Source organism: Streptomyces sp. NBC_00996, from assembly GCF_045162675.1.
Taxonomy (GTDB): domain Bacteria; phylum Actinomycetota; class Actinomycetes; order Streptomycetales; family Streptomycetaceae; genus Streptomyces.
On the sequence record NZ_CP108723.1, the window covers coordinates 297,581 to 324,332 of the forward strand.

Genomic DNA, 26,752 nt, shown 5'->3' on the forward strand with positions numbered 1-26,752 from the left:
TCAAACGTCCGGCACGACCTCCCCACTGCGCCAGGCCCGGATGCTTCACCCCAGGGCCTACCCGCGGCCGGCGAATGTCGCCTCCCGGGAGGACCTTGATCGCTCTTCGCCGCCCATGCGGGCCAGCAAGAGTCCATCACTTGCGGCGGGTACGGACGTCACCGAACGCGGGACGGGCCATCGGCGCGTCTCCGAGTCAGCGGCGTGGCCGAGCCGGATGTCCCAGTGGCCACCTCGCCACGTGAGGGAGACCGTGGAGAGAGGTGGTGCAGCGAAATGCCAGAAAGTTCTTGCCGGTACGGCCAGAGCATGGATGAGCGCGGCCCGGACCACGGCAACTTCGGTGATGGCCAGTACGTGGCCCGTGTCGGGAGCTACGTTGCTCAGCCAGGTCGCGATTCGGCGACAGAGCTGACGTACGGACTCACCTTCGTGTGGTGCAGCATCCGGGTCAGTGAGCCAAGCGGTGAACCCGTCGGGGTCGGTTGCAGCGACGTCGCCAGCGGTGCGACCGCGCCACTTGCCGAGGTCGAGGTCCCGCAGAGCAGGCTCGGCCGCTGCCGTCAGGCCCAAGGCAACGGCGGTCTGCGAGCAGCGGATGGAGGGGGCCCGGACGATCAGTCCGTGGGAAGGGAGCCCTGCTCCCGCCACGCCTGCCTCACACGAGCTGCGGTCGCTCAGGGGAGCGTCACCAAGGAATGGATCCAGGGCGACGTCACCGCCGGGGGCACACAGAAACGTCAGGCGGATCGTCATAGGACCGACCTCCTTCTTGGCCCGGCATGACTCCGGGTGGCGTGAGACCACGCGAGCAGCGACGGATGACACGGCCGACGCTGCGTCGTGACTTATGGGCTCCAGGGTCATCGGAAGCGCCCCGCTGCAACATACGCCAGGTGGCCGGAGCCACCCCGCCGACCGGCCGGTGCAGCCCGCCACCTCCCCTCCCTCCCAGTTGGGAGGCAGGAATCCGCGGTCCTGTCCGTGCGCCTCGCCGCAGCGACCGCCGTGGTCGGGGTGCCACGCAGGCCGGGGCCCAGGTGCTCGACGCGGTAGAGGGAGATGCGTCGAGTGCTGCCCGGCGGCCGCCTGCTCGTCGCCGACTTCGGCCCGCCACGCACGCGGCTGGTCCGGCACCTCGTCGCCGCGTCCGCCGGGCACGTCATGGCCGACTACCGCGTGGATCTGCTCGACCGGCTGATCGCGGACGCGGGCTTCGAGGTGCGCGGGCGCGAGGACGTGCGGCCCTGGTTGAGGTACATGCAGGGAGTGCGGCCGGAGAAGACGTCGTGAGGTGTCCGTCGTAACGGCTCGGCTACAGCCGCCGATCGGCGCTGGACGCGGTGATGACACAGACGGGCTGTGAGCCCCATCATGGGCGGGTCATGGGGGGTTCGGTGGATGTGTCCCGTGTGCGCCGCCGCGGCTGGGTACCGCGTGTGGTGCCGGTGGCGGCTGTCCGGGCGGGATTGTTCTCGGTTCTCGGTACGGCAGTTGCGGGCACCGTCCACCACTTGGCGTTCGACTCCAGCCCTTCGTGGGGTGTGCGGGCTGCCGCGGCCCTCGTCTTCTTCGCCGTCGCGCTTCCGGGTGCGGGGCAGCAGAAGTCGCTGGCTTGGCAGTTGACGCTGGCCGCCGGAGCGCAGGTGGCGGTGGGCTACTGGTTCGTGCGGGCCGACGACGCTGTCGCGTCGCCGGCGCACGCGGCGTGGCCGTCCTCCGTTCATGCGGGCTGGCCGGTCGTCGGCGCGCACCTGCTGCTGACGGTGTTGTGCGCGGTGCTGCTGCACGGCATGGACACCTGCCGTCGACGCGTGCTGCGCGCGGCCGGGCGGGATCTGTTGCGACGGTTGTTCGCCCCGGTCTGCGCGCCGCTCGAGCTGACCGTGAGTGCGGGTGCCGAGCAATGCGCGGGATACGGCGACGACCGTGCGTCTCCTGCCGTGATCTTCCTGGCCGACGCGGTCGCGCGGCGCGGCCCACCCTTCTCCTCCCCGCTGCTCGCGGCCTGACATTCGGCCGCGAGCGGTTCCGGTGTGCTCAACCGCCAGTTCTGTGTCCAGCCATGCCGCGACGCGGGCTCCGAGGAGAGCGCCGCGCCAAGGGGGAATCAACATGTCCCGTAGCACTGCCGCCGCACCGGTCGTCGTCATCGGGGCGGGCCCGTACGGCCTGTCCACCGCCGCGCATCTGAAGGCGCGCGGCCTGCACGTGAGGGTCTTCGGCTCGCCGATGGCGAGCTGGGCCGAGAACATGCCCGCGGGCATGTTGCTGAAGTCACCTCCGAGCGCGTCGCTACTCTCGGCTCCACACACCGGGTTCACCCTGGATGCCTACTGCCGGGAGGCCGGGGAGACCCGGCTGACCGGGCACGACCCGGTTCCCGTCGAGATGTTCTTCCGGTATGGGCGTTGGTTCGCCGAGCAACTGGTGCCAGAGGTGGAGAACGTCCGGGTTCTCGGTATCGGCCGGCAGACGGACGGCTTCCACCTCAAACTGGCCTCCGGGGAGGAGCTCCGCACGCAGGCCGTGGTCGCGGCCAGAGGCATGGACGGATTCGCGTATGTCCCCGAAGCGCTGGTGCCGCTCGTGCCGGAGGGGCTGGTCTCGCACAGTTCGCAGCACGCCGACCTCGCGAAGTTCGCGGGGCACGACGGGGTCGTGGTGGGAGCCGGCCAGTCGGCCCAGGAGAGCGCCGCGCTGCTGGGGGAGGCGGGTGCGCGGGTCCGGCTGACTGCGCGGACCCAGCGGCTGGTGTTCGGCACCGCGCCGACACCGCCACCGCACTGGCAGCCGGACACGCCTCTGGGGCGCTCATGGGGGCTGTACGCGGTCGTCCACCATGCGGCGGCCTTCCGCTTCCTGCCGGTGCCGACCCGGCTGCGGCTGATCAAGCGCGTACTGGGGCCTTTCGGGTCCTGGTGGCTCAAGCCGCGGCTGGACGGCGTCCCCGTACGACTGGGAGAGATCATCACCGGGCCGAGCGGAACGGGGATGCTGTCCGTCTCACGACTCGGAGTGCCGACGGACGCACTCACACGCTCGAAACGGGGCACGTCCTGGCTGCCACGGGCTACCGGGTCCAGCTGGACGCTCTGGACTTCCTCGCCCCTGAGCTGCGGTCCGAGCTGGCCCGGACCGGCCGGTCCCCCGCTCTGGACGCCGGGTTCCAGTCCTCGGTGCCGGGGCTCTACTTCACCGGCATCGGGGCAGCGGCCACCTTCGGTCCGCTGATGCGGTTCACCTGTGGAACGCAGTTCGCGGCGCCCCGGCTGGCCGCCGCTCTGTCCTCGAACCTCACCGGCTGAAGTCACTGGGACGGCCCAGCGGTCTGGGAGGCCTCTTTGGTCCCCGGATCGCGCGGGCTCCCGCGGGTTCTTGGCCGACTGTACCCCGTCTCGGCGACCCACTCTCCAAAACTTTGTGTAATTGACCGAATACTCTTTGCGTGTGATCGGAGTGCACATGGTGCGGCGGGGCCCGATGCGGCCTGGCCGTGCGGGGTTCCTCCTGGGCCTCGTCCTTCTGATCACCGCCCACCTCTCCGGTGCCGTCCATGCTTCCTCTTTCACAGGACCACTCGTGACCGTCGAGGCCGCCGCAAGCGCTCAGCCACCGGCTGGCTGCGACCGCGATCACGACGAGACCCCCGGGCATGAGCACAGAGCCGGGGACCACATCGATCACGCGGCCGACCGTCCCAGAACCTCGGTCGACGAAACGGTCGTCGAGTCCGCCCACGCCGATCCGGCGGTCAGCCCGCCCGACTCGGCCGACACCACGCTCATGCCCGCTGTCCGGGACCGACCACCCAGTGCCGTCGCCTGCGCAGCCGACGGCCGCGGCGCCCTCACGCTCCATTGCGTCTGGCGTCAACAGGCCCCGCACGCACGCCCCACTGCCCCGCCCGCATCGCCGTGGCGGGGGCGTGCCCGCGCGCCCTCAAACCCATGACGACCGCACCGCACCGCGCCATGCCGTGCGCGGTGCGAAGGAGCCGTACACGCATGAACTTCCCCCTGCCCGAAACCCTGGGAGCACACGCTCCGCTGCCTGTTGTTGCCCGCCGCCCTCCCAGCTGGTCGGCAGCACCCCGCTCCTGTGGATCGACGAGCCCTTCGCCCCGCCCGGCCGCGGCTTCTACGCCAAACTCGAGGGCGCGAACCTCGGCGGCATCAAGGACCGCCCCGGTCTGCACATGATCCGCGAGGCCCGCCAGCGCGGGGACCTCCCGACCGGTGCCCCGATCGTCGAGTCCTCCAGCGGCACCTTCGCCCTGGGGCTCGCTCTGGCCGGACTGACGTTCAGTCATCCGGTCACCGTCGTGACCGACCCCGGCATGGAGCCGTCGGTGCTGCGGTTGCTGACGACGCTCGGCGCGCACGTCGACCAGGTCGCGGGCCCGCACGCGGACGGCGGCTGGCAGCGGGCCCGCCGCGAGCGCGTCTCCGAGCTGCTGGAGCGCATGCCGGGCGCTTACTGCCCGGACCAGCACCACAACCCCGACAACGTGGCCGCTTACCGGCCGCTGGCCACGGAGCTGATCGCGCAACTCGGCCGTATCGACGTCCTGGTGGCGTCGGTGGGCACCGGGGGGGCACTCCGCCGGCATCACCTCCGTACTGCGCGAGTCCTTCCCCTCCCTGACCTTGATCGGTGTGGACTCGGTCGGCTCCACGATCTTCGGGCAGCCTGCCGGGCCGAGACTGATGCGCGGCCTGGGCTCCAGCATCCACCCGGGCAACGTCGACTACGCGGCCTTCGCCGACGTCCATTGGGTGGCGCCGACCGAAGCGGTGTGGGCGTGCCGTCAGCTGGGCCGCCGCCACTACGCGGCCGGGGGCTGGAGCGTCGGAGCCGTCGCGCTCGTCGCGGGATGGGTCGCGCGCACGTATCCCGTCGGCACCCGGGTCGCCGCGGTCTTCCCCGACGGCCCGCACCGCTACCTGGACACCGTCTACAACGACGCCTGGTGCCACGACCACCAGTTGCTGGACCAGGAACCGCCGTCGGAACCCGACGAGATCGCCGAGCCCGACGAGTGCGTGGTGACCGGCTGGACCAGGTGCAGCCAGGTCCGTGACCCGCTCGGCCGTGCAGGCACGGAGCGTGCCGAGGCGGGTGTCCGATGAAGGGGCTGCGGGCCCAAGTGGCCTCCTTCGACAAGCCGGCGCGGCTGCTGATGGTCAACCAGTTCGCCATCAGTCTCGGCTTCTACATGCTCATGCCCTACCTGGCCGACCATCTCACCCACGGCCTCGGCCTGGCGGCCTGGACGTCGGCCTGGTCCTCGGCGTACGCAACCTCTCCCAGCAGGGCATGTTCCTCGTCGGCGGCACCCTCGCCGACCGCTACGGCTGCAAGCCGTTGATCCTCATCGGATGCACCTTGCGGACGGTCGCCTTCGGACTGCTCGCGGTGGCCGACACGCTGCCCGCGCTGGTCACGTCCTCCGCCCAACTTCCGCTGTGCGTGGACGAGTTCCTCTAGACGAGTCTTTGCGAATACGTTCAGTGGTCGTAGGCGGTCAGTGAGCGGCTGACCGCCTGGCCGGTCTGGAAGTTGTGCCAGATCGCGGCGGCCAGGGCCAGCACGCGCTGAGCGACGCGCACGGCGACGCCCTCGACGGTGCGCCCGCCGTGTTGTTCCAGGTCGAGCTGACCCTTGAGGGTGTCGTTGACCGACTCGATCAGCTGGCGAACCCTTTTGAGCATCGGCTCGCCGGGCCGCAGGATCTCCTTCTTCCTCGACGGCCGGAGCAGCGTGATGCCCTGTACGGACAGTGACCGCTCGAAGGTCTTCGAGGCGAAGCCCTTGTCGCTGATCAGCAACAGGCCAGGCCGCACGCGCACCAGCTCGGCATCGACCTCCAGCATCGCGGCCAGCACCTCCCGCTCGCCGAGCTTCGGATCGGCCAGCGCCCACAGGATCGGCATCCCGGCCGGGGTGCACACCAGGTACAGCCGCAGCCCCCAGAAGAACCGCGAATGCGACGCGCAGTAGCCGTAGTTGGCCCAGCCCGCCAGTTCCGAGCGTTTGACCGTGGGGCGGGACATCCCGCACGGCACCGGGGTCGAGTCCGTGATCCACACCGTGTCGTGCCAGAAGTCGGTGTCCTGGCCGAGTACCCGTATCACGCGTTTGATCTGCGGCAGCGCGGCACGCAGCCGCTTGTTGTAGCCGGCATCCTGCGGGATGAAGGGGAACATGTCCTGGAGGTGTGCGCGGACGTACCGCAGCCAGCGGGCCTCGCAGTGGAAGCCGAGCATCGCCTGCATGACCGCCAGGCACAGCAAATCCGAGTGACTGAGTTTCGGTGGCCGGCCCGGCAGCCGCACGATACCCGCCAAGTCGTCGTCGATCTTCACGTACAGTGCGGTCACGAGGGTGTTCAAGTTCGTCGTCACAAACGATCATGAACACCCTCTCTTCGCGCCCGCAGGCATTCGGAAAGACTCGTCTAGTAGCCGGGCGGCTTCGCGCCAAGCTCCTGGTCTTTCTCGGGGGCGAGTCCGTCGAGGTTCTATGCGGCTTGCCGGCGGTGCAGCGATGCGTCGGTCGGGTCGCTACTCTCCATCCATGCATCATGCGGCGCGGGAGATGCGCTCTCCGATTCTGTCGATCCAGCCGTACGTGCCAGCCCTTGAGCAACAAGGCGATGTGATCTGCTCCATGGCTTCGCGCGGCGACTGCGACCACAAGCTCGTCGCTGAGGTGCGCCCCGAATACAACGACGGCACCAGCCCTCGGTGGCGGGTCTGCGGGGAGTGGTTGACCAGCCACCCGGCAGCCGTCGCTCATATCACCGCGAAGGGTTTCCAGGAGCCCATCATCTCCTGACGGGACAGTGCTCCAGAGGCTGGTTGGGAACGGGGCTGGACGGCCTGACAGCCCCCCGGCCCCCGGCCCCCGGCCCCCGGCCCCCGGCCCCCGTAAGGAGCGTGCCGTCCGCACGCAACGGACGGCAGAACCTCGGAGGCAACAATCACGCCAGCTGATACACGGCCTGGTCCGGGTCCGGCCTCACGATCAGGCCGTCCTCGGCGAGTTCGCGCAGGTTGTGGCGGGCTTCCTTGCCCGCGGCTTCATCGCTTGTCGGCTCGTACCCGGCGACACGCAGGGCCAGTACGGCGCGTTCGGTGTCCCAGGCACCTCCCAGCGCCTGGATGACCGCGGCGAGCGCCTGCTTGTGCGTCGGCGACTTCTCTGTCATCTCACCCTCCCCTTCGAAACCGCCACAGCATGACACACAGCAGCAGCGCTTCTGAGGCGTCCACAGGCTTGCCAGAGATTGGTCGCCCGGCACGGCGCGCGCAAGGACGTGACCTTTCGCAGCGTGCGGTCGAGTCGGCGGTGAAGAAGGCCGTGCGGCATCCCAAGTTGGAGACGACCGAAATAGCCGGACGAACGGGGCAGGCCATCACAGGAAGGTCACTGCTCCCTCAGAAAGCGGACACATCATCTGCCCGGCAGTACCGTCATCCCCTCCAGAATGACGCGTAGGGGGACGAGATGACCAGCCCATACATGTGGCCGCCCAGACCGCAACTGCCACGCCCAGCCCCGATATGGGCTCGGAGAGGCTTCGCGCTGCCCGCGCTCGGCGTCACGCTCCTTCTCGGTATCCTCCTGGGTCTCTTCCTCGGCGTCAGCGCCGGAGCCAGCAACGACGGCGCCACGACCGGCGACGCGAAACCAGCGGCAGCGAGCCCTGGTCCGACCGTCACTATTACCGCAACCGCAACGGCGAAAGCGAAGCCGGCGCCCACGGTCACAGCCACGAAGACGGTGAAGGTGAAAGTGACCGTGACCGCACAGCCCGCCGCTGGAGACAGCTCCGGCGGCGGGGGCAGCACTGGTGGCCAGACGGGTGTCCAGTTCGGATACGCCTGTTCCCCCGTCGGCGCTCTCGGAACCGCCGAAGACGGGCGACCCGCCAAATGCTTCATGGGCAAGGACGGCCGAGCGCGGTGGGGCTATGACTCAAACCGTGGCTGAAGGCGGGTCCTCTACAGGGACTGTCCTGATTCAGGCAGTGAGGTCGTATCCATCCTGGTAGGGAGTCTGATGGACACGCCGGAAACTCCTGCTGGGTACGGAAGGCCCAGTACTCTCGTAGTCGCCGTTGGTGATCACCGCAGTGCTTCGGCCACGCGGCGGTACGCATCCTTGCGATGTTGTTCCCGCGCAGCACGGACGGCGGGGTCGGGCGATCGCAACGCGCCGTTGGCAGGGTGGTACGTGCTCACGACCTGGAAGCGTTCGTGATTGGCGATCTCGGGGTGCTTCTTTTCCAGTCGGCGCCAGGTGTCCTGCGCATCGACACCCTGAAGTAGCACAACTCTGAGATCCGGCAATAGACCGAGAAGGCGTACCAGCGGATCGACACCAGCCTGTTGCTCGGAGGCGTTCGGCTTGCGGTTGATGTACCAGGGGTAGGCGTTCCACGGTGTGATGTCGCGGGCATCGATGCCAGCCTCGGCAAAGGCGTGGCACTGACGTTCAGCGGTCGGGTCGTCGTTCTCTATGCACAGGAAGCCTGAGCCGACGCCGTCTTGCGTCTTGGGGCCCGGGTCGCGCAGCACGGACAACACTCGTGCTTCGACTCCACCGTGCCAGGGCGCGACGTGTGGCATCCAGCCCCGGCCGTCCTGGTCGCGCAGATCGTCGACCATCTCGTTGACTGCACGGACGTGCGGTCCGTACCGGCCCTGCTCTTGTTCGCTACGAAATGTCTCGTCTGCCATGCGCCGTGCCATGTCGTCCTCCATCGTGATCTCCAGCCGAGGCAGGCCGAACGCTATCGGCCCTCACTGACAATGAGGGAGAGCCCGGCGGAGCGGGGCGGTGATGTGCTTGGTTGTCGTCCGTCACCTTGTACAGGTCTATCCGCAGCAGGCCCCGGACGCGGGCCGGAACACACTCGGCGTGCCACACCAGCGAGGTCGGCACGACAAGCTACGCGGTACGTACTGAACTTCATTGGGCGATGTCGGGTGATTGCCTGACAGCTGAGGGGTGGGTCCGCTAGCTAGTGTCCTGCGCCAGGAATTCGATGTAGATGTGTAGCCTTGGGCTGTGGCGCGTATGGGACGGCCGATGGCCGAGCTGACATTGACGGATGAGGAACGCGAGACGCTGGTCCGCTGGTCACGGCGGGCCAAATCCTCGCAGGCGCTGGCGCAACGCTGCCGGATCGTCCTCGGCTGCGCGGACGGGAAGTCGAACCAGGAGGTCGCTGCCGAGATCGGGGTGTGGCCCCAGACCGTGGGCAAGTGGCGGCGGCGGTTCCTCGCCGGCCGGCTGGAGGGCCTGGCCGACGAGCAACGCCCCGGCGCCCCGCGGAAGGTCAGTGACGAGCAGATCGAGGACCTGGTCGTCGCCACCTTGGAACGGACCCCCAAGGACGCCACCCACTGGTCGCGGGCGTCCATGGCCGCCGAGAGCGGGCTGTCGAAGTCCACGGTCGGCCGGGTCTGGAAGGCGTTCGGTCTTAAACCGCACCTGGTGGACACCTTCAAGCTCAGCAAGGACCCGCAGTTCATCGAGAAGGTCCGCGACGTGGTCGGGCTCTACCTGGACCCGCCGGAGCGGGCCCTGGTGCTCTGCGTGGACGAGAAGAGCCAGATCCAGGCGCTGGACCGGTCCGCGCCGGTGCTCCCGATGATGCCGGGCATGCCCGAGCGTCGCACGCACGACTACCTCCGCAACGGCGTGACCACGCTGTTCGCGGCACTGGACGTGGCGACCGGTGAAGTCATCGGCTCGCTGCACCGCCGGCACCGGGCCGCGGAGTTCAAGAAGTTCCTCGCCAAACTCGACAAGGAAGTACCCGTAGACCTCGACGTACATCTCATCTGTGACAACTACGCCACCCACAAGACCCCAGCGATCCAGAAGTGGCTTGCCGCACACCCCCGGTTCCACCTGCACTTCACTCCCACCAGCTCGTCCTGGCTCAACCAAGTGGAGCGGTGGTTCGGCCTGCTGACGGACAAGCAGCTCCGACGCGGAGTCCACAAATCCGTCCGCGCGCTGGAGAAGGACATCCGGGACTGGATCAAGACCTGGAACGAGAACCCCCGCCCCTTCACCTGGACGAGGACCGCGGACGAGATCCTGGAACGACTTGCCTCATATCTTGAACGAATTCCTGGCGCAGGACACTAGATCTGTGCGGGTGAACGCCTCCATGCCTAAGGATTGTCCCGTAAATGATCTACGAGTCGCCTCGAGCGCGGCTGGCCGCTGTGCTGCCCGTCGGCCTATCCGGCGAGGGCGAGGTTGTGCATCCGGGCGATGCCGAGCATGGCGTGGTGGACGCCGTCGCCTTTGAGACGGCAATCGCGAAGGATCTTCCAGGTCTTCATGCGGGCGAAGGCGTGCTCGACTCGGGCCCGGACTTGCTTGTGGGACTTGTTGTGCGCCTGCTTCCACTCGGGCAGGTCTTCGCCTTTGCGTCGGCGATGGGGCATGACGAGTCCGGCGCCGGGGTAGCCACCGTCGGCGATCGTCAGTGTGCTGCCGACGGCGGCTTTGGCACCGGATTCCTCCCATGCCTTGCAGTCGTTGCGGTTTCCGGTGAGCGGCCGGCCCTTGCGGACCGCGTCCGCACCTGCGCGACGCATCACCGTCACCAGCTTCCCGAAGGCGCGTGGGCTCAACCCGGTGAACGGGGCTATCCAGGACGGCTCCGACGCCGTGATCACACCAGCCACATCAAGATCATCTCTCACGCGACCTTTCGGTAAGCCCCGTGGTTGAATCCCGCCAGTTCTGGTTGAGTACGGCGCATGATTGAAGCGGTGTTGTGGGGGCTGCTCGGCGGGGGCGGGGCAGCCCTCGTGTTCAAAGCCAAGCTGCGTCGCTCCAAAGCCCAGTCAGCAGCCGGAGAACCGGACGTCATGACGGTGGCAGTCAAGGGGGTGGCGGGGAAGCAGCGTTGGCAGCACGGCAGGGTGCGAACGGCGGCGGAGCATCTGGCGTGGCAGCCCTGGTTGCGGGTCGGCCCGGCGTACCCGCTCCCCGCAGACCTGCGTCCAGTCAGGCAGCGCCGCCCGCGACCCACCGAGATGTGGACTATGAATCCGCAGGTCGTCATCATCGAGTGCCAGTCCTCGGCCGGTGACCTTTCACTTGGCGTGATGCCGTGGAACGTGGAGCACGTGCAAGAACTCTTGCATCGCCACCGAGCACGGTAGCTCCCCCTGGTCTTGGTACGGGAACGGTCGGCCGTCACGGCCGAACCACACCCAAGGCGACTCGGCGATCATTTACGGGACAACCCTTAGGCCCTAGTTCGTATTCGTATTCGTATTCGTGTTCGTGTTCGTGTTCGTGTTGCCGCCACCGTTCCCGTTCCCGTTGCCGTTGCCGTTGCCGTTGCCGCCGCCCTGGTCGGCATTCGTGTTCGTATTGGTGTTGGTGTTGGTGTTGGTGTTGGTGATGATGACGACAACACCCCCGCGGCCGCCCTTGCCGTTCTTCCCGTGCTTGCCGTGCCTGTCGTGCTTGTCGTGGTGGCCCTGGGCGTGGGCCATCGTGGCGACACCGGCGGCGGGGACGTGTGCCGGGGTCGCGGCGAAGGCGCCGGTGGCGGTCAGCAGCGCACCTCCTGCTGCCAGCGCGGTCGACGCGGTGAGCGTCGCGATACGGCGGGTGCAGGACGTGCGGGCCATGAGAATTCCTCCGGTGGGAAAAACTGAGAAGAAAAAAGGGGGGATTACCGAACAGGCTCTGCCACATTTTTGCGGGCCTTTTGGCCGGGACTCATGTCCCGTAAAACGCTCCGCCAGGACTTTCCCCGGCGGTGCGGGCGGGCCACCTGATCTGCGTGAACCCATACCTCAATTAAGCCCCGGCCACCCCACCACGTCATGCCGCTGAATATCGGGACTTGACAAACCACGCCCGCATGAGAAAGGGCGGCCACATCGTCCCGCTGGACGGCACCCTGGTGCGCAGCCGGCATAAGGGGGAGGCTCGGTGCCGGTGCACCGGCACCGTCCGGCGCACAAGGCCACACCAGCCCGCCACACCCCGGGGGCAAACCCCTGTCCCCCTCCCCCGCCAGATCACGGACCTGCCCCACGCCAGATTCCGGGCCCGCCCAAGGCCAGATACCGGGCCTGTCCCGCGGCGGGTCGCCGGCGAGGTCAGCGCCTCAACGCGCGACCCGGCGATACCCCAGACCACCACACTCCCCTTCCCCCACACCGGCAGCCACGCACCGAACCCCGCCAGACCCCCGCCGGCCGGCACCCGCCCCCGTGCCGCCCGCACGGTCCGTGAGCGCAACAACGACCGCCTCCGCCGACCCGACCGACCAAGTGCGCCGCGAAGAGACACAGCACCATCTGCGCGACACCGACATGCCCCTGAACCAACTCGCCGACAGTGGTTCGCCACCAGCGGCTCCTACCACCGGCGCGCCTGCGACTGGCTCAGCGCTGCCCACCGTCACTGGCACCTGTCCGCCGGCGCCAGAGCGGCTGCACGCCCTTGTCGCGGTCACAGTGCGGCGCCCGAACGCAAGCTGGAGCAGCGACTGGTCACCGGTGGCTGAACTGGCGGCGAGACTAGGACGCGTGGAGGTGGGTACAGTACTCGCCTCAGCGATTGGGAACTGTTCCACATTGGACCGCCAGACCGTCGAGTCGATCCTGCGAGCATGGAACGACTGCCACCGATGCTGGCTTGAGTCTGCGTGACCCGGTTGTGGGCGATGTCCTGCTCTGCCTCCGGCGGCACGGACTGCATCCGCCAAGATTCAAAGACACGCGATTAGCCTTCGGCGACACGCGACTTCAGAAAATGATAGAGGCTTACCAGTCGCAGGGTTTCGTTAGGTCTGCGTCTGGGACGGAATCGCTCAATACAACTGGGGACCTGGGCCATTCTGTCTTTTTCCAGTGAGCAATTCGCCAAGCCAGTCGTTTGGGCCACAATGGCAGATTTGGCAGATCCGAAACATCGAGCCACACCAGTCTAGAATTCTCCCTCAGGTCGAGTTCTCTCGGTTCGGCAGCCGAGTCGCGGAAACCCGCGAGAAAGTAGTGCTCGCGCCTACCTTCTTTTAGAACGATGGCCAGACTGAGACGAATCGCCACAGACAAGCCCGTTTCTTCAGCGAGTTCACGCACTGCGGCCGCCTCCGGAAGTTCATCTGGCTCAATTCCTCCGCCCGGAATCTCGTACCATCGGCGTCCCGGGCTGTTACGCTCGATGAGAAGGACTTCCCCATTCGCGTTGATGACCAACGCCCCTGCTCGGACCCTGCTGGGGGGCTTTTCACACGGATCGGAAAGCTCGATCTGATTGCACCACCACTCGCCTGTTGACAGCGCCTGCATCACCATCTCGGCGACGGTTGGTGGCAACAAACTTCCGGTTGCCAGGGACGGCATATCAACGAACATGACCCGCTTTCCTGCACGGCGCCGAGCGGTGCTGAGACTCGTAGCGGCCGGGGGGATGGCGAGCGATGCGCGGAAGTACCAATCGGTATGGCTGATACCCGTGAGGCGGACGCAGTCGTGTGTGGAGACCCTGACGTCCAGGCCAGTGTCCTCCCGCAGGCGACTCGCTGCTGCTACCGCCGGTGTCTCTCCAGCGCAGATCTCACCGGTAGGGAGTTCGTAGCAGACCTCACCAAGGTCGAGGCTGCCCGCGGGGGGCATGACTGCCAAGCGGTCTTCATGAATAAGAATGACCCCAGCCCGTTCACGCGGGGCACGAACTCGTGGCATTGACAGGTCACCCTCTTCCTATATCGCTTTCTTCACAAACTATTTGCTACAGCAGGCGGCGGAGGAGCACTGCGGACGCGCGGGGTGACCTTCTGGTCGTATCGAGTTCAAGCGTGACGACCCCGTGACATTTGGCAGCCCGCAGCATTCCGTGGAGAGCCTCGTCAAAGGCATCCAGGTATACGTCGTCCACACTCGTATCACGGAGGCGGCCGCGCAGGCGCGTGCGCCGTTGGCGTTCCTCCCTGTCACAGGTGAGCAGGACCAAAAGAGCTGCGGCTGGGAGAGTCCGAGAGGCAATCTCGTATGCGGTCAACCACGTTGAGGCTTCAGTGTCGCTCAGCAGACCACACGCCCACAGGGCCCGCGTGTGCGCCAGTACCGCTTCGATGGGCTCGTCGACGAGTGCCGTGCCGTCAGCCAGCCACTGCATCAGCGTCCGCTCGGTCAGGGCTTCAAATTGACAGGGAAGAGCTGCGCGAGGGTCGGCTTCAACGAAAAGTCGATGGATGTAGTCAGCCATCCGCGAGCCGGGTGCATGGAACGCACGCGTCCCGATGTAGGACAGATCCGGACTTATCTCCGTGAGGGCTTCCAATACCGTTGACTTACCCGTACCAGGAAGCCCTACAACTCCGAGTGGATAGAAGTTGCAAGAGGCAGGAAGGACTGGGCCGACGCGTGAGTGAGCCTCAGCCCGCATCGTTGACCACGCTGCCGCTTTCGCGGAACTGTCAGCCAACACAGTTCGTCCTACCTGTGAGCGGAAAAGAGAGAACCGACCCGTCGCTCAACGCAATATCGACATCTGTGCGATCTGAGTCCAGGCGTTGTTCTGCGATCCCCATTGCACCGCAGGGCCATGCCGAGACGTTAGTCATCTCTTGGTTGACAAATCTGGTTTGATTCAACCCGCTCTCGCTGCGAGAGAAAGGACGTGTGACCGGTCGGTTGATGCAGGGAATCAGATTCCCGTGAGCGTCGATGCGCGTCCATAGTCGACTACAAGCGCCGTACAAGCAGAAGTTCTCACTGAACTGAATTAGTTGCCCAGCTGGAGAGCGGGCGTAGAACTTCATGACTACTGGGTTGTATGCGACATCACTCAGCAGATCGCGCACATCTTCATATATCCGGGCAAACCAAGAGTGCCCTGCATCATCCGGGAAAGGCTTGATGGCGTGAACTTCGGGACGCACTTCGATCAGCTCTAGAAATTTTACACCCATGGAATGTCGGTCGCACCACTCAATTACCTTTCGAATCCTGTGATAGTTGAAAGCGCTGACCACTGTATTGAGATGCGATCCGGGCATGACATTCGCTGCGTACACGGCGTTGGCAAGAACTTCCTGCCGGGCCGTGCGAGTGACACGGTCCAGCGGCCCCTTGGTGGAGAGCGCATCTACGGCGTCGATGCCAAACTTGATGTAACTCATTCCGCTTCCCGCTAAGCGATCTATGACCGCTGGATTCAGTCGGGTGCCGTTCGAGACCATGGAAATTTTTTTCGCTGTCCCACTCAGCATTTCAACAATTTCGGTGAGCTGTGGATGGAGTGAGGGCTCACCTCCGCTCAGGATGAGATTGTCGACACGAATCGAGTTTTCCTGCAACCATATTGCGAGTTCGGCGACGACAGACGTCGACATGAATTCACTTCGCCCGAACTGCCCTTCATTATGACAGTAAGAACAGCTGAGATTACACGAATCGGTGATCAGTAGTCGCAGTCGATCGGCATTGAACAGGTGCACTAGCCTGCCTCCTTGGACAAGGTCATGATTCATCCCGCGCGATACGAAAACCCCGGCTGCACCAGGCGTCTCCGGGGGGTCGGCCGTTGCGGAAGGCGCAACGCGCCCGGTGCTCCCCTCTACTGAACGAACCACCGCGGACGATGCGAGAGGCGGATTGAAAGCGGGGAGAGAAGTATTCGTCAGCACACCATTCCCATACGTTTCCGCTCATATGGTAGGCGCCGATAGGGCTGCGGCCCAGCGGCAACGAGCTGACCGAAAGGGTCTTTCGCTCGCCCCGTTCCTCGGTATTGCAGTGAGACGCGTCGAATGTGTCACCCCACGGATAACGTCGTCCGTCAACACCTCTCGCCGCGCGTTCCCATTCCAGCTCTGTGGGCAACCTCCCACCCGCCCATCGGCAGAAGGCATACGCGTCCCACCAGTCGACGTTTACCACTGGATGGTTTCCCCAGGACACGCTAGTCCAATAATCCAAAGGGACTTCGTGGGGATGTGGCTCAGCCTGTGGAACGTGATCCTTACCCGCAGGTTCGTCGGGATGACAATAGATCCGATCATGGTTCACCCCCCCGCACCACTTCACAAATTTCCGATACTCGGCATTAGTGGTCGCATGCTCGCCGATATAATATTGCTTAGCAATGCTCTCTACTCTGATGAGTTCATTTCCATGCCGCTCCCCTCCCGCGATGAATGGCCCTGGCGGAACCCGAATAAAACCATCACTCGGGGTGGGCAGAGAGGACATTTGGAGCAACGCGCTTAGGTCGTTGCGCTTTCTTAGCCGGGCAAGCAAGGCCGGGCTCATTGACAACTTTTCCGCTGCCCCGTTTGTAATCTGCTGAGCGATCAGGTCTGCCGCGAAGTCTTGGAAGGTAATGTCGTTCAACTCTTCGGCAAAATATCGGTCACGTATCTCCTGTGATTCCAGAACATCTGCATAGGGTGTTCTGTCCCCATGGCGAGCCAGCATGCGGAGGAATTCAGTGCCGTCTCCCTGGTGAACACGGAGACCCAGACTTTCAGTGATGAACCGATGGTTGTAGGAGGCTGGATCGGATTTGTGAATCACTACCAGACCCGGACGTCGAATGGCAGCAAATTTAAAGCGGAGAATACGTAGAATGGCCCGAAAATTTGGATCCGCGAGAGAATACCCGACGAAGCACAATGTCTTGGTCAGGAATAGAGCCCTGATGAGTTCGCGGAGCTCAGGCTCGCGGTCCATCCAGTGGTAATAGTCGTCCTCGGTTATGACACAGCTTGACGGTGCATCGACCGTGCCATGCACTTTGATGAGTAGGGAGCCTGAGACGCTCGATAGATGCTCGTCCTTCCAGGCCACCGACAGGCGCTTTCCGAAAGTTTGGAACGCGCGCTCAATGAGCGTGTCATAGTTCGTGGTAATTATCGTGGCGCCGATGGCGGCCAATGCTTGATGGGAAGGCAAAGGCTGGATGTTCGGATCAGCGAAAGTCTCCGTCAAGATTGCCTCGAGGCGCTGTCGACTACCTCCGTCTTGCCAAACCGTCTCTTGAGCTACTTGCATGAGCGGTTCATCTTTTGACAGTTTCCGCTCAAGCAGCCGATCTGCGATGAGTTCCGTTACCTCCAGCCCTCCCAGCATCCCTTTCTTGCCGGCGTAGGGCAGGGAGATCCCTGAACCGACAAAGAGCAAGAGCTCGTCTCGGTCGAGTGCTTCCGTTATGAATCGTGGTATCCCCTGACTGGCCATCGTCACCAGAGGGTACCGGCCTCCTGACAACGAGTGAAGAGTCCTGATGGCGGCTTGGACGAAGTTATGGCTACTTCGCGCACCTGAGCGCTCCAGTCCGCGGAGTTTGGTGAAGGGTGTGGCGCGTGTGGTCAACCGCGTCGTCTGTCAGCCCTGCGGCTCCAGGGCCGGTGCTGCTGCGGCGAGGGCGCTTTCTGGTCGGCTCCGAAGTGGCTGTCGATCCATGACAGGCCGCCGAGGTCCAGTCGGCTGCGGGCGCGGGTGACTGCGACGTGGGCGAGACGGGCGTCAGTGTCGCTCACAAGCACCGGAATCGGACGGCCTTGGTTGTCGTGCTGGTCGGTGTCTTTCGGCTCCGGGAAGTCTTTTGCGATCTTCACTGCGGGCCATTCACGGCCCTTGGCCTTGTGAGCGATGGACACAGTGAGCGACTCTGTCGGGAATCTTGAGGTTCCAAGATCATTTGCCTTGGCGCCACCAGAGGGGTCGGGGTAGCCCGCGGGCTTCGAGGTGCTGCTGGAACGCTGTGGGTCGTCTGGGGCGGTAGGCGGAAGTGGCGGGTTCCTGGTGGGCGAGGCGCTCGATGTCGACAGCGATGGCGGTCAGGACGTGCTGGACGTGGGCCCTCGAGCGGCAGCTGACCTCCCCCACCTCGGAGATGTGCGTGGCTCTCGAGCAGATGCCGGCCGAGCGGGTCGCGTGGCTTCAGGCCTCGGCCCGTACGGATGAGGCGGCCGGCCGGCTCGGCTGGGAGGTTGCCGAGTTCGAGATGGCCGCCACGGAGCAGGGCATCGCGCCGGGCCGGCTCGGGCGGTGGGCAGAGGACCTGGGGGCGGACATCCTGACCGCACGGATGCTGGGTCCGGAGCTGGCGACGCAGCACCTGAAGATCCGGCGCCGGGACCTGGATTACGGCATCGCGGCCGGATGGCTGGCGCCGGTCGGCCGCGTGCGACGCACGGTGTGGCCGGGTGGTCGCGGTCACCGCAAGGTGGTCACTATGCCGATGTATCGGGTCGGGGACCTGGACGCACCCAAGGACATCCCCGAGGTGAACTGGGAAGCGGTGCGGGCGACCAAGCCCGGCCGTCCATCCGCGCTGCGGGCCTTCGCGCAGCTGGCGTCGGAGCGCGCCGCCGTCGTCCGGGCATTCGTGGACGAGCTGCGCGAGCCCTTCGGGCTGCCGGTCTGGAGCGCTTCGCCAACCTCGACAACCGCCGGCTGATCGACTGGGACCGGGCCTGGACGGCACCCCGTCACGGGACGACGTCGCCGCGCTGCTCGCCGGCCACCCGTGGCGTCCCGCTTCGCGGAGGGCATCCACCTGCTGAGCAAGCAGGGCAAGGCCATCCAATGCGTACGGCGGATGCTGCAGCCCGGCGTGGCAGTCGTGCTGGACACTGAGACGCACGCCCGGGGGCCGGGGCATGGAGATCGCCGTGGTCGACGCGGCCACGGGTGACGTCCTGCTGGAGAGCCTGGTCAACCCACAGATCCCGGTGACCGAGGACGCTTTAGACGTTCACGGGATCAGTGACGCGATGGTCGCGGTCGCGCCGACCTGGGATCAGGTGCTGTCGGAGGTGCTGCGCGTCACCGCCGGGCGGAAGATCCTCGCCTACAACGCGGCCGCATCGTGTTCCTCGGCGCGGCCTGACACTGGTGCCGAGTTCACTTCGTGCGAGACGTCTTCGCGGTGATCGAAAAGGGATCAGGAGAGAGGGTGGTGGCAACCATCCGCACCCTCTTCGCGCAGGCCACCGCCGAGACCGTCGGCACCCAGCTGAACGTGGAGGCTGACATGCTCGGCCCGGCAGTTTCCCAAAGTCAAGATCATGCTGCTGGACGCCGCCACAGACATCACTGCATTCGCGGACTTCCCGCCGGCCCACTGGAAGAAGATCTGGAGCACCAACACGACCGCTACTCACCCATTTGGAGTAATCCGGCTGCGCTCCGAGTCGCGTGTCACCCGTTCGGAGTCGTCAATGGAGAGTGGCCTGACACGAGACCTCCGTTTCATCGCCCCGAGGGGTTGATGCCATGGGAACCATCGGCTCCACCGATGCCCTCACGGATGTTCACGCCGGCGACCCGTACCCCGTCTATGAATGGCTGCGTGAGACCGAACCGGTGTACCGGTGCCGGACCGGCGCCTACCTCCTGACCCGGTACACGGACTGCCGGCGTGTACTGACCGAGCGCGCGTACTTCCTCGCCCCGGGCGGCCCCCGGCCGTCCGCGGCGACGGCCGGCCGTTGCGCGCCTGTGCTGTCCCGCGTTATGAGCGCGCAGAATCCACCCCGGCACACCAGAATGCGCACCGCGGTCGCCCGGCGTTTCGTCGAGCACGTGCGACGTCAGCAGCCGTGGGTCAGCAGACTCTGCGACCACCTGCTCGAACGCGTGGTGGAGACGCTCCGCCACGGCGTCGCCGACATGACCACGCTGGCCGAGGCGTTTCCCCGCGACACGATCATGCACGTGCTGGGACTGCCTCAGGGCGATCAAGAGCGCTTCTCCACACTCGTCACCGACATCTTCCCCACCTCCGGTCCGCTGCCCGAACAGAACCGCAACGGCAGAGCGGCGATGCAGCAGCTCACCGACTACCTTCAAGGGGAAGTGGCTCGACGGCGCCGCGCACCCGGCGACGATCTGATGTCCGAACTCGTCCGAACACACACCGCCTGTCCCGAGGCCTTGCCGCACGACGAACTGGTCAGCATCATCACGGGACTCACGGTCGCCGGGTACCCGCAGATCGCCGCGGGGATCGAGACCGGGATCGTCCTGATGATCCGTCACCCGGAATGGGCGGTTTTCCTGGACGACCCCTTCCGCGCCCGGATGTTCGTCGACGAGGTACTCCGCTACGACGCGCCGGTGCAGTTCACGCCCGCCCCCCGCATTCCCGTGAGGACGGTGGTCCTCGGCGACGTGACGATACCGGCGGGAGCGCATCTCTGGCCGGCGCTGGGCGCCGCCAACAGGGATCCCGGTGTGTTCACCCGGCCCGACGAGTTCTGGCCGGGGCGCGGCGAGGCACGTCACCTGAGCTTCGGCGGAGGCGTCCACTACTGCCTCGGCGCCGAACTGGTGTACCTGGAAATGGCGGTGCTGTTGCGACGGCTGCGGCAGCGTCTTCCCGATCTCGCGCAGGCACGGCCGCCCGTCCAGAGAATTGGGCGGCTGCGCGGGTTCACTTCCGTTGCTGTCATGCGAACGGAGGCTGATCGTCATGACCGGTAGCGGTCCCCAACGCTACGCGGACTCCGTGCACGTCTTCCTGGAGAGCGCCGCCTGCTCCACGTTCCTCGACGCTGCTCTGCGTGTCTACGAATCGATCAGGCCAAACTTTCCCTACCCCTGCTTCGGGGTGCTGGTCGGTCGTATGCATGGCGACAGCGCCCGCATCGAGCGCGTCGAATTCGGCCGGAACGTCCGGGCCACCGACAGCGCGGCCCTGGGGGAATTCTCGGAATCGATCGTTCCCTGCTTCGGAGCGGCCTATGAGAACCCGCATCGCGGGTTCTGGTGCGATTCCACCGACCTGCTGCGCATCCTGCGGGACGCCGAGCTGGACGGACTGGACATTCTGGGGTCGATACACCTCCACCCCGACTGGCACAACATCGACTCACCGGGCGGCGGGTCACGGCTGAGCGAGCACCCGACGCGCATGGACACATACGTCTTCGCCAACACCGGCTGGCCGATCAACCTCATCTGTTACCTGGAACGCCGCAACTGCAGCATGTACCACACATGGGGCGCATGGACCCCCCGTACCGGCGACCCCTCGAACCTCCATTGCGACCCGCTGCCGGTGCGCCTGGCCCTGCCCGCCCATGCACGGGTTCACCGGACCCGAACAGCCGTGCACTCCATGGAGGGCCCGTGAACACAGAAAAGGTCAACGACGCCGTCGCCTGCCCCATGCCGCCGGGGCACCGGGGCACCGGCGTTCTCACTGATCTTGTGGACGCGAGGGGCTACGTCGACGCCCCCTATGCACTGCTCGCACAGTTGCGGGCCGAAAAGCCCGTACGACACGTGGTGTTCGCCGGCGTTCCCGTATGGCTCGTCACGCGCCATGAGGACATCCGCACGGCGAGCAAAGATCCACGGCTCAGCAACGATCCGCGACGCGGCAACAGGACCGTGCAGACCACTCCGTGGGTCTTCGCCACCGAGACCTACACCATCACCCGCAATATGCTCCGCTGCGACCCTCCGGACCACACCAGACTGCGAGAACTGGTGGCGGGTGAGTTCGCCCCTGGCCGCATCGAGGCCCTGCGTCCACGCATCCAGCAGATCACCGACGAGCTTCTGTCCCCCGTCCTTCCACTGGGGCGCCTGGATGTCATCACCGACTTCGCGAAGCGTCTGCCGCTCACGGTCATCTCGGAAGTACTGGGTGTGCCTGCCCGGGGACGGGACACCTTCGCGCGGCTCGCCGGCGTCTACGTCGAGATGAGCGAAGGCGACCACCGCCGCATGCCCCGGGCCGCCTCCGTGATGCGGAAGTACCTCACCGGACTTGTGAAGGCGAAGAGACAGTCCCCCGCCCGTGCCGACGACCTGCTGGGGCGACTCCTCGCAGCCGATCACCAGGAGGACGAGGTGATCGGCATGTCCTTCCTCCTCCTCGTGGCCGGTTTCGAGACGACCGCGAATCTCATCGGCAGCGGGGTACTGGCCCTGCTGGAGCACCCCGAGCAACTGGAGCTGCTCCGCAGGAAGCCACACCTCGTGGGGCAGGCGATCGAGGAGATCCTGCGCTGGAACGGCCCCATCAAGATGGCGCCCGTCCTACGGTTCACGACCTGCGACATGAGGATCGGAAACGTCACCGTTCCCGGTGGCGGAGAGGCCGTACTGCTGTCCTACGGCGCCGGCAACCGGGATCCCGCCCGCTTCGCCGAGCCCGACCGGTTCGACATCCTCCGCGACAGCCGAGGGCACCTCGCCTTCGGACACGGGATCCACCACTGTCTGGGCGCGCCGCTCGGCAAAGCGGAAGCCGCGATCGCGCTGTGCGCCCTCCTGGAACGCTGCGACGGACTGGCGCTCGCGAGCGATCCCTGCGAACTGGCCTGGGGACACAGCCGGTTCATGCGTGGACTGACCAGCCTGCCGGTCACCTTCCGGCCCGTTCCACCAGGAAGCACACGATGACGACTCCACGACCGCGCGCCCTGGTGACAGGAGCCTCCCGGGGCATCGGGACGGCCATCGCCCGTGCACTGGCACCCACACACGATCTGCTCCTCGGCGGCCGCGACGCCCGGACGCTCGAGGCGCTCGCCCGCGACCTGCCCGGCAAGGCCGGCCCCTGGGCGGTCGATCTGGCGGATCCCGGGGGCCTCGCCGAGGCCACGACGGACATCGACCGACTGGACGTGCTCGTGCACAACGCCGCCGTCGCGGAGCCCGGCACGATCGCCGACACCCCACTGGACGCGTGGCAGCGAATCTTCGCGGTCAACCTCTTCTCCGCCGCCGAACTCACACGCCTGCTCCTGCCGTCCCTGCGCCGCTGCCGAGGACAGGTGGTCCTGATCAACGCGGGGTCCGGACTCCGGATCAAGGCGCACCGCGGCCCCTACGCCGCCAGCAAATACGCGTTGCGAGCGTTCGCAGAGGCACTTCAGGCCGAAGAGGCACCCACCGGAGTCCGGGTGACCTCGATCCACCCGGGTCCCACCGACACCGAGTTGCAACGCAAGGCGGCCGAACGGGCCGGCCGCGAGTACCGCCCGGATCAGTTCCTGCGGCCCGAGTCGGTGGCCGCCGTCGTGCTCAACGCGGTACGGGCACCCGCAGACGCGACGGTGACCCGTACCGTCGTCGACTGAGGACCGCCCTGCGACCACCGAGTTCAGTTATCCCAGACCCTGATCACCTGGGCCGCGAACACGCTGATGACCCGCCGTCTCACCCGGAAACCTAGTGCCGCGTCAGGCAAGGTTCACCCCGTCGCGACGCCCGGCACGCTCCCCCACTGCCTCAAGGGCGTGGAAGGTGCCCCCACTCGCCGCACCGGCCGAAAGCCCAAGTACATCCAGTACGAGGACTTCCGGCCGGCACTCCCCCAGCCTTCGGCCGGGGGGACCCCCAGAGCACGCACCGGACGCCGCTCCTTGACGGGCGAACCTTGGCTGACGCGGCACTACCAGTGCCTTCGGCGGCTTCAGCCGCCGGCCAGGGCTCTCGGTCGGCTCACGTCGGTGCGGGCGCGGGCCGGGTGCGAGCGGCATCACCGGGGCCGCCAAGACGCGGCCCCTCGTGGGCTCCGTGGTGGAGCGGCAAAGTGACTTCAGCGACATCCCCTCGGCGGTCTCGCCGCTTGTTGACTTCCGACGGACGTACACGACAGCGTCGTAGGCTCCTGCCATGAAGTCCGTCATCACGGCCATCGACGAAACATCGCCGGACAACGGCCTCAAGTGCAGCATGCACACCGCACCGAGCCCGAACTGCAGTGGCCCCGTCGTGGCCGTCGTGACGTTCGAAGACGCCGGAGGCAAGGCCAATCACTGGAACGTCTGCCACTGGTGGCTCACCAACCACCCGGACGCGGTCGCCTTCCAGCAGCGGCGGTGACCGCGAGGCACAGCGCGCCGCTGTGTGTTTCGGCCTGTGGGCGACGGCTTCGCCCCATGCGTCGGCATCCACCCCAGCGCCTCGACCGGCGCCGGTCTCTACTCAGGGTAGAGTCTCTCTGGTACCGGGTCGGCTGCCCGCCGTAGCCGTTCCCATGGCGCGGGATGCCGTCACGTGACCGTCAGCCGTGTCGGGGCCGACGAAGCCCCCGGCGAAGACCGTTGTCCGCAGGAGAGAGCGTGCGCATGTCCGTGCTGCCCGGCGCCGCCGCCTGCCCGCCGTGACCCTTCGCCCCCGACCAGTGCCCGATTCCCTCGCGGGTCACTTTGCTGCTGCCCCCTGACTTCGGTCCGCCCCGCTCGCCGACTTCGTGGAGGACCGCCCCGGTGCTCCACTCCTTCCTGCGCGCCCGCCGTGATGCCGGGTGTGCCCGAGCACGACAGGTTCCCTTCGTCTTGTCCTCCTCCGCACCGTCCCCGGCCACGTGGCTGCGCGGCTCCCGACGTCCAACCTGGCTGTCCGATCCGAAGGTGCTGCGCACCGAGGTGCTGGCCGGCCTCGTGGTCGCCCTGGCGCTGATCCCGGAGGCGATCTCGTTCTCGATCATCGCCGGGGTCGACCCGGCCATCGGCCTGTTCGCCTCGTTCACCATGGCCGTGACCATCGCGGTCGTCGGCGGCCGGCCGGCCATGATCTCCGCGGCCACCGGTGCCGTCGCCCTGGTCATCGCCCCGATGAACCGCCAGCACGGCTTCGGCTACCTCGTCGCGACCGTGATCCTCGCCGGCGTCTTCCAGATCGCCCTCGGCGCGCTCGGCGTCGCCAAGCTGATGCGGTTCGTGCCGCGCAGCGTGATGGTCGGCTTCGTCAATTCCCTCGCCATCCTCATCTTCATGGCACAGGTGCCGGAGATGACGAACGTGCCGTGGGCCGTCTATCCGCTCATCGCGGCCGGGCTGGCGCTGATGGTGTTCTTCCCGAAGGCCACCACGGTGATCCCGGCGCCGCTGGTGTCCATCGTCATCCTCACCGTCATCACGGTCGCGGCCGGGATCGCGGTGCCGACCGTGGGCGACAAGGGCACCCTGCCGTCCTCCCTCCCCGTGCCGGGCCTGCCGGACGTGCCGTTCACCCTGGACACGCTCACCACCATCGCCCCGTACGCGCTCGCCATGGCCCTGGTCGGCCTGATGGAGTCGCTGATGACGGCCAAGCTGGTCGACGACATCACCGACACCCGCTCCTCCAAGACCCGCGAGTCCGTCGGCCAGGGCGTCGCCAACATCGTCACCGGCTTCTTCGGCGGCATGGGCGGGTGCGCGATGATCGGCCAGACGATGATCAACGTACGGGTGTCCGGCGCCCGCACCCGGCTGTCGACGTTCCTGGCCGGGGCCTTCCTGATGGTGCTGTGCATCGTCTTCGGGCCGGTCGTCTCCGACATCCCCATGGCCGTGCTCGTCGCGGTGATGGTCATGGTGTCGTTCGCGACCTTCGACTGGCACTCCATCGCCCCGACAACGCTCAAGCGGATGCCCGCCGGGGAGATCACCGTCATGGTGATCACCGTCGCGTGCGTGGTCGCCACCCACAACCTCGCCATCGGCGTCGTCGTCGGCTCGATCACCGCGACGGTCGTCTTCGCCAAGCGCGTCGCCCACCTCGCAGAGGTCACCGCCGTCACCGATCCGGACGGCACCACCGTGGTGTACCGCGTGACCGGCGAACTGTTCTTCGCCTCCTCCAACGACCTCGTCGGCGAGTTCGGCTACGCCACCGACCCCGACAAGGTCGTCATCGACCTGTCCGCCGCACACATCTGGGACGCCTCCTCCGTCGCCGCCCTGGACGCCATCGAGACCAAGTACACCCAGCGCGGCAAGACCGTCGAGATCACCGGGCTCAACGAGCCCAGCGCCCGCATCCACGGGACATTGAGCGGCGAACTCACCGGCAGCCACTGACCGGCGTACGTACCGACGAGGGCCACGGAGACATCGCTCTCCGCGGCCCTCGCCCTTTACCGCGCCAGGGACCTCGCGGCGCCAAGCCCTGGAGCGCAAGCCCCGCGCGCTGCCGCAGGACCGAGCAGTCCAAGTGATAGGCCAGCAGCTCCATGGCCGCCCCCGGGGTTCGTTGGCGGACCCCCGGCCCCCGAAGAGCTGGGCGGCGAGTTCTGGGTCAGTCATCGTCGGCATCGCGCACGAGGTCCGCAGGATGTGGAAGGTCGGAAGGTCCGGCTCGCAGGGAGAACCACAGCGAAGTTCTCGGCCGTGAACAGCACACCCAGCGCCTCCCGGATCCGGATGACCAACGTCCCTTTGGGAAGCAAGGCACGCACCACTCGAGCCGTCAGCGTCGTGGTGGCGTCAGGACTCAGCCCACGGCGCATGTGCGGCGATCAGGCCGAGCAGACACGTCATGCCCCCCGTCCAGCAGTTGCTCCACACGATCCCGGGGGTCACGTTGTAGGCGGCCGTCACTGACGACGGTGAAACGATCAGCCACATGCCGAGCGGCACCATGGTCCACGACAGCTGCCGCATCCGCTCTGGTGCGAGATGCAGCCCGAAGCCCACCGCGGCGGCGCCGAGTCCCACGATCAGGTTGGTGGCCGTGAGATTCGGGTTGGTCCTGGAGAAGTGGACCACCCAGGGTGAGATCGCCGCGTAGACACCGGTCAGCAGGACCAGTCCTCCAGCGGCCACTGCTCGGCCGCCTGCTGTTGTCTGCTCGAAGCGGGCCGGCGCCCAAGTCGGACCGGGAGTGTGTCTGAGCTCGGCCGGATGACGCTGGTTCGACATGGCGATCACTCGCCTTCCTCTCGCGACACGACCTTTTCATTATGCAAGATATGACCCAATTACATACGCCATGTCCGATGATTTTCCGCC

The 26,752-nt window shown here is 66.4% G+C and carries 25 protein-coding genes and 4 pseudogenes; 17 read left to right on the forward strand and 12 right to left on the reverse strand.

All coding sequences use genetic code 11. The features are described 5' to 3' along the window. Positions 1–57: 57 nt before the first annotated feature. A complete protein-coding gene (locus OG390_RS01495; RefSeq protein ID WP_406164617.1) occupies positions 58–867 on the reverse strand; it encodes a histidine phosphatase family protein in 810 nt (269 codons plus the stop codon). Positions 868–1,062: 195 nt separating this feature from the next. Here OG390_RS01495 and OG390_RS01500 point away from each other — a divergent pair, with 195 nt between their 5' ends. The 5 genes and pseudogenes from OG390_RS01500 to OG390_RS01520 all read left to right on the forward strand — a co-directional run. Then, positions 1,063–1,293, forward strand: a complete 231-nt coding sequence (locus tag OG390_RS01500; protein WP_406164618.1) for a hypothetical protein — start codon at positions 1,063–1,065, stop codon at positions 1,291–1,293. 92 nt (positions 1,294–1,385) lie between these two features. After that, positions 1,386–2,012, forward strand: coding sequence for a hypothetical protein (locus OG390_RS01505; protein WP_406164619.1), 627 nt, complete (start codon positions 1,386–1,388; stop codon positions 2,010–2,012). A 103-nt stretch (positions 2,013–2,115) separates the two neighbouring features. Further along, entirely contained in the window at positions 2,116–3,234 is a 1,119-nt protein-coding gene (locus OG390_RS01510) for an NAD(P)-binding domain-containing protein (protein WP_406164620.1), read from the forward strand. 844 nt (positions 3,235–4,078) lie between these two features. After that, positions 4,079–5,132 (forward strand): annotated as a pseudogene (locus tag OG390_RS01515) (PLP-dependent cysteine synthase family protein). Next, positions 5,129–5,457: pseudogene (locus OG390_RS01520) on the forward strand (MFS transporter); the annotation flags it as partial. The pseudogenes OG390_RS01515 and OG390_RS01520, both read left to right, overlap by 4 nt. A 53-nt stretch (positions 5,458–5,510) precedes the next feature. Here OG390_RS01520 and OG390_RS01525 read toward each other — a convergent pair. Then, on the reverse strand, positions 5,511–6,407 hold the full coding sequence (locus tag OG390_RS01525) for an IS982 family transposase (RefSeq protein ID WP_406164621.1): 897 nt from the start codon (positions 6,405–6,407) through the stop codon (positions 5,511–5,513). Between the two features lie 172 nt (positions 6,408–6,579). Between OG390_RS01525 and OG390_RS01530 the strand changes: the two genes are divergently transcribed. Then, on the forward strand, positions 6,580–6,840 hold the full coding sequence (locus tag OG390_RS01530; RefSeq protein WP_406164622.1) for a hypothetical protein: 261 nt from the start codon (positions 6,580–6,582) through the stop codon (positions 6,838–6,840). A gap of 145 nt (positions 6,841–6,985) precedes the next feature. Here OG390_RS01530 and OG390_RS01535 read toward each other — a convergent pair whose 3' ends face one another. Next, positions 6,986–7,213 carry a hypothetical protein gene (locus OG390_RS01535; RefSeq protein ID WP_406164623.1) on the reverse strand — a complete coding sequence of 76 codons (228 nt, stop codon included), beginning with the start codon at positions 7,211–7,213 and terminating at the stop codon, positions 6,986–6,988. A gap of 919 nt (positions 7,214–8,132) precedes the next feature. Beyond that, complete coding sequence (locus OG390_RS01540) at positions 8,133–8,771, reverse strand: uracil-DNA glycosylase (protein WP_406164624.1); 639 nt, start codon at positions 8,769–8,771, stop codon at positions 8,133–8,135. Between the two features lie 316 nt (positions 8,772–9,087). On the opposite strand from OG390_RS01540, the gene OG390_RS01545 reads away from it, so the two are divergent. After that, positions 9,088–10,170, forward strand: coding sequence for an IS630 family transposase (locus OG390_RS01545; protein WP_406177445.1), 1,083 nt, complete (start codon positions 9,088–9,090; stop codon positions 10,168–10,170). Positions 10,171–10,265: 95 nt separating this feature from the next. On the opposite strand, the gene OG390_RS01550 is transcribed toward OG390_RS01545, so the two are convergent. Next, a complete protein-coding gene (locus tag OG390_RS01550) occupies positions 10,266–10,718 on the reverse strand; it encodes a transposase (RefSeq protein WP_406164625.1) in 453 nt (150 codons plus the stop codon). Between the two features lie 75 nt (positions 10,719–10,793). Here OG390_RS01550 and OG390_RS01555 point away from each other — a divergent pair, with 75 nt between their 5' ends. Continuing rightward, complete coding sequence (locus OG390_RS01555) at positions 10,794–11,201, forward strand: hypothetical protein (RefSeq protein ID WP_406164626.1); 408 nt, start codon at positions 10,794–10,796, stop codon at positions 11,199–11,201. Between the two features lie 93 nt (positions 11,202–11,294). Here OG390_RS01555 and OG390_RS01560 read toward each other — a convergent pair whose 3' ends face one another. The 6 genes and pseudogenes from OG390_RS01560 to OG390_RS01585 all read right to left on the reverse strand — a co-directional run. Continuing rightward, positions 11,295–11,678, reverse strand: a complete 384-nt coding sequence (locus OG390_RS01560) for a hypothetical protein (RefSeq protein WP_406164627.1) — start codon at positions 11,676–11,678, stop codon at positions 11,295–11,297. A gap of 1,146 nt (positions 11,679–12,824) precedes the next feature. Continuing rightward, positions 12,825–13,418, reverse strand: a complete 594-nt coding sequence (locus tag OG390_RS01565) for an NUDIX hydrolase (protein WP_406164628.1) — start codon at positions 13,416–13,418, stop codon at positions 12,825–12,827. Between the two features lie 376 nt (positions 13,419–13,794). Then, positions 13,795–14,451 carry a deoxynucleoside kinase gene (locus tag OG390_RS01570; protein WP_406177446.1) on the reverse strand — a complete coding sequence of 219 codons (657 nt, stop codon included), beginning with the start codon at positions 14,449–14,451 and terminating at the stop codon, positions 13,795–13,797. A gap of 31 nt (positions 14,452–14,482) precedes the next feature. After that, positions 14,483–15,505: a radical SAM protein gene (locus tag OG390_RS01575; protein ID WP_406164629.1), complete on the reverse strand. Its 1,023-nt coding sequence runs from the start codon at positions 15,503–15,505 to the stop codon at positions 14,483–14,485. Positions 15,506–15,527: 22 nt separating this feature from the next. Then, on the reverse strand, positions 15,528–17,246 hold the full coding sequence (locus OG390_RS01580; protein WP_406177447.1) for an SUMF1/EgtB/PvdO family nonheme iron enzyme: 1,719 nt from the start codon (positions 17,244–17,246) through the stop codon (positions 15,528–15,530). A gap of 131 nt (positions 17,247–17,377) precedes the next feature. Further along, positions 17,378–17,674, reverse strand: a pseudogene (locus OG390_RS01585) (DNA helicase); the annotation flags it as partial. Positions 17,675–17,910: 236 nt separating this feature from the next. Here OG390_RS01585 and OG390_RS01590 point away from each other — a divergent pair. From OG390_RS01590 to OG390_RS01630, 9 genes and pseudogenes are all read left to right on the forward strand, one after another. Next, entirely contained in the window at positions 17,911–18,471 is a 561-nt protein-coding gene (locus OG390_RS01590) for a hypothetical protein (protein WP_406164630.1), read from the forward strand. Positions 18,472–18,673: 202 nt separating this feature from the next. Next, complete coding sequence (locus OG390_RS01595) at positions 18,674–18,946, forward strand: exonuclease domain-containing protein (RefSeq protein WP_406164631.1); 273 nt, start codon at positions 18,674–18,676, stop codon at positions 18,944–18,946. Further along, positions 18,910–19,162: pseudogene (locus OG390_RS01600) on the forward strand (transposase); the annotation flags it as partial. The gene OG390_RS01595 and the pseudogene OG390_RS01600, both read left to right, overlap by 37 nt. Before the next feature lie 127 nt (positions 19,163–19,289). Beyond that, positions 19,290–20,498, forward strand: coding sequence for a cytochrome P450 (locus tag OG390_RS01605; protein ID WP_406164632.1), 1,209 nt, complete (start codon positions 19,290–19,292; stop codon positions 20,496–20,498). Next, positions 20,488–21,150: a hypothetical protein gene (locus OG390_RS01610; protein WP_406164633.1), complete on the forward strand. Its 663-nt coding sequence runs from the start codon at positions 20,488–20,490 to the stop codon at positions 21,148–21,150. The genes OG390_RS01605 and OG390_RS01610 overlap by 11 nt, the downstream gene beginning before the upstream one ends. Further along, a complete protein-coding gene (locus OG390_RS01615; protein WP_406164634.1) occupies positions 21,147–22,430 on the forward strand; it encodes a cytochrome P450 in 1,284 nt (427 codons plus the stop codon). Before OG390_RS01610 ends, OG390_RS01615 begins: the two co-directional genes overlap by 4 nt. Continuing rightward, the gene (locus OG390_RS01620; protein ID WP_406164635.1) at positions 22,427–23,110 is read left to right on the forward strand and encodes an SDR family oxidoreductase; all 684 of its coding nucleotides are present in this window, start codon (positions 22,427–22,429) and stop codon (positions 23,108–23,110) included. The genes OG390_RS01615 and OG390_RS01620 overlap by 4 nt, the downstream gene beginning before the upstream one ends. 538 nt (positions 23,111–23,648) lie before the next feature. Beyond that, positions 23,649–23,858 (forward strand): hypothetical protein, encoded by a 210-nt coding sequence (locus OG390_RS01625; RefSeq protein ID WP_406164636.1) that lies wholly within the window; start codon positions 23,649–23,651, stop codon positions 23,856–23,858. A 455-nt stretch (positions 23,859–24,313) separates the two neighbouring features. Then, complete coding sequence (locus OG390_RS01630) at positions 24,314–25,822, forward strand: SulP family inorganic anion transporter (RefSeq protein ID WP_406164637.1); 1,509 nt, start codon at positions 24,314–24,316, stop codon at positions 25,820–25,822. Between the two features lie 405 nt (positions 25,823–26,227). On the opposite strand, the gene OG390_RS01635 is transcribed toward OG390_RS01630, so the two are convergent. Beyond that, positions 26,228–26,566: an SPW repeat protein gene (locus OG390_RS01635; protein WP_406164638.1), complete on the reverse strand. Its 339-nt coding sequence runs from the start codon at positions 26,564–26,566 to the stop codon at positions 26,228–26,230. Positions 26,567–26,752: the final 186 nt, after the last annotated feature.

What these genes read in the sequence shown, in the direction of transcription:
- OG390_RS01560 (WP_406164627.1), bottom strand. Translation starts at nt 11,678, where the DNA reads ATGGCCCGCACGTCCTGCACCCGCCGTATCGCGACGCTCACCGCGTCG.
- OG390_RS01610 (WP_406164633.1), top strand. Translation starts at nt 20,488, where the DNA reads ATGACCGGTAGCGGTCCCCAACGCTACGCGGACTCCGTGCACGTCTTC.
- OG390_RS01500 (WP_406164618.1), top strand. Translation starts at nt 1,063, where the DNA reads ATGCGTCGAGTGCTGCCCGGCGGCCGCCTGCTCGTCGCCGACTTCGGC.
- OG390_RS01605 (WP_406164632.1), top strand. Translation starts at nt 19,290, where the DNA reads ATGGGAACCATCGGCTCCACCGATGCCCTCACGGATGTTCACGCCGGC.
- OG390_RS01535 (WP_406164623.1), bottom strand. Translation starts at nt 7,213, where the DNA reads ATGACAGAGAAGTCGCCGACGCACAAGCAGGCGCTCGCCGCGGTCATC.
- OG390_RS01620 (WP_406164635.1), top strand. Translation starts at nt 22,427, where the DNA reads ATGACGACTCCACGACCGCGCGCCCTGGTGACAGGAGCCTCCCGGGGC.
- OG390_RS01595 (WP_406164631.1), top strand. Translation starts at nt 18,674, where the DNA reads ATGGAGATCGCCGTGGTCGACGCGGCCACGGGTGACGTCCTGCTGGAG.
- OG390_RS01555 (WP_406164626.1), top strand. Translation starts at nt 10,794, where the DNA reads ATGATTGAAGCGGTGTTGTGGGGGCTGCTCGGCGGGGGCGGGGCAGCC.
- OG390_RS01505 (WP_406164619.1), top strand. Translation starts at nt 1,386, where the DNA reads ATGGGGGGTTCGGTGGATGTGTCCCGTGTGCGCCGCCGCGGCTGGGTA.
- OG390_RS01540 (WP_406164624.1), bottom strand. Translation starts at nt 8,771, where the DNA reads ATGGAGGACGACATGGCACGGCGCATGGCAGACGAGACATTTCGTAGC.
- OG390_RS01495 (WP_406164617.1), bottom strand. Translation starts at nt 867, where the DNA reads ATGACCCTGGAGCCCATAAGTCACGACGCAGCGTCGGCCGTGTCATCC.
- OG390_RS01580 (WP_406177447.1), bottom strand. Translation starts at nt 17,246, where the DNA reads ATGGCCAGTCAGGGGATACCACGATTCATAACGGAAGCACTCGACCGA.
- OG390_RS01625 (WP_406164636.1), top strand. Translation starts at nt 23,649, where the DNA reads ATGAAGTCCGTCATCACGGCCATCGACGAAACATCGCCGGACAACGGC.
- OG390_RS01530 (WP_406164622.1), top strand. Translation starts at nt 6,580, where the DNA reads ATGCATCATGCGGCGCGGGAGATGCGCTCTCCGATTCTGTCGATCCAG.
- OG390_RS01565 (WP_406164628.1), bottom strand. Translation starts at nt 13,418, where the DNA reads ATGTTCGTTGATATGCCGTCCCTGGCAACCGGAAGTTTGTTGCCACCA.
- OG390_RS01570 (WP_406177446.1), bottom strand. Translation starts at nt 14,451, where the DNA reads ATGCGGGCTGAGGCTCACTCACGCGTCGGCCCAGTCCTTCCTGCCTCT.
- OG390_RS01545 (WP_406177445.1), top strand. Translation starts at nt 9,088, where the DNA reads ATGGGACGGCCGATGGCCGAGCTGACATTGACGGATGAGGAACGCGAG.
- OG390_RS01510 (WP_406164620.1), top strand. Translation starts at nt 2,116, where the DNA reads ATGTCCCGTAGCACTGCCGCCGCACCGGTCGTCGTCATCGGGGCGGGC.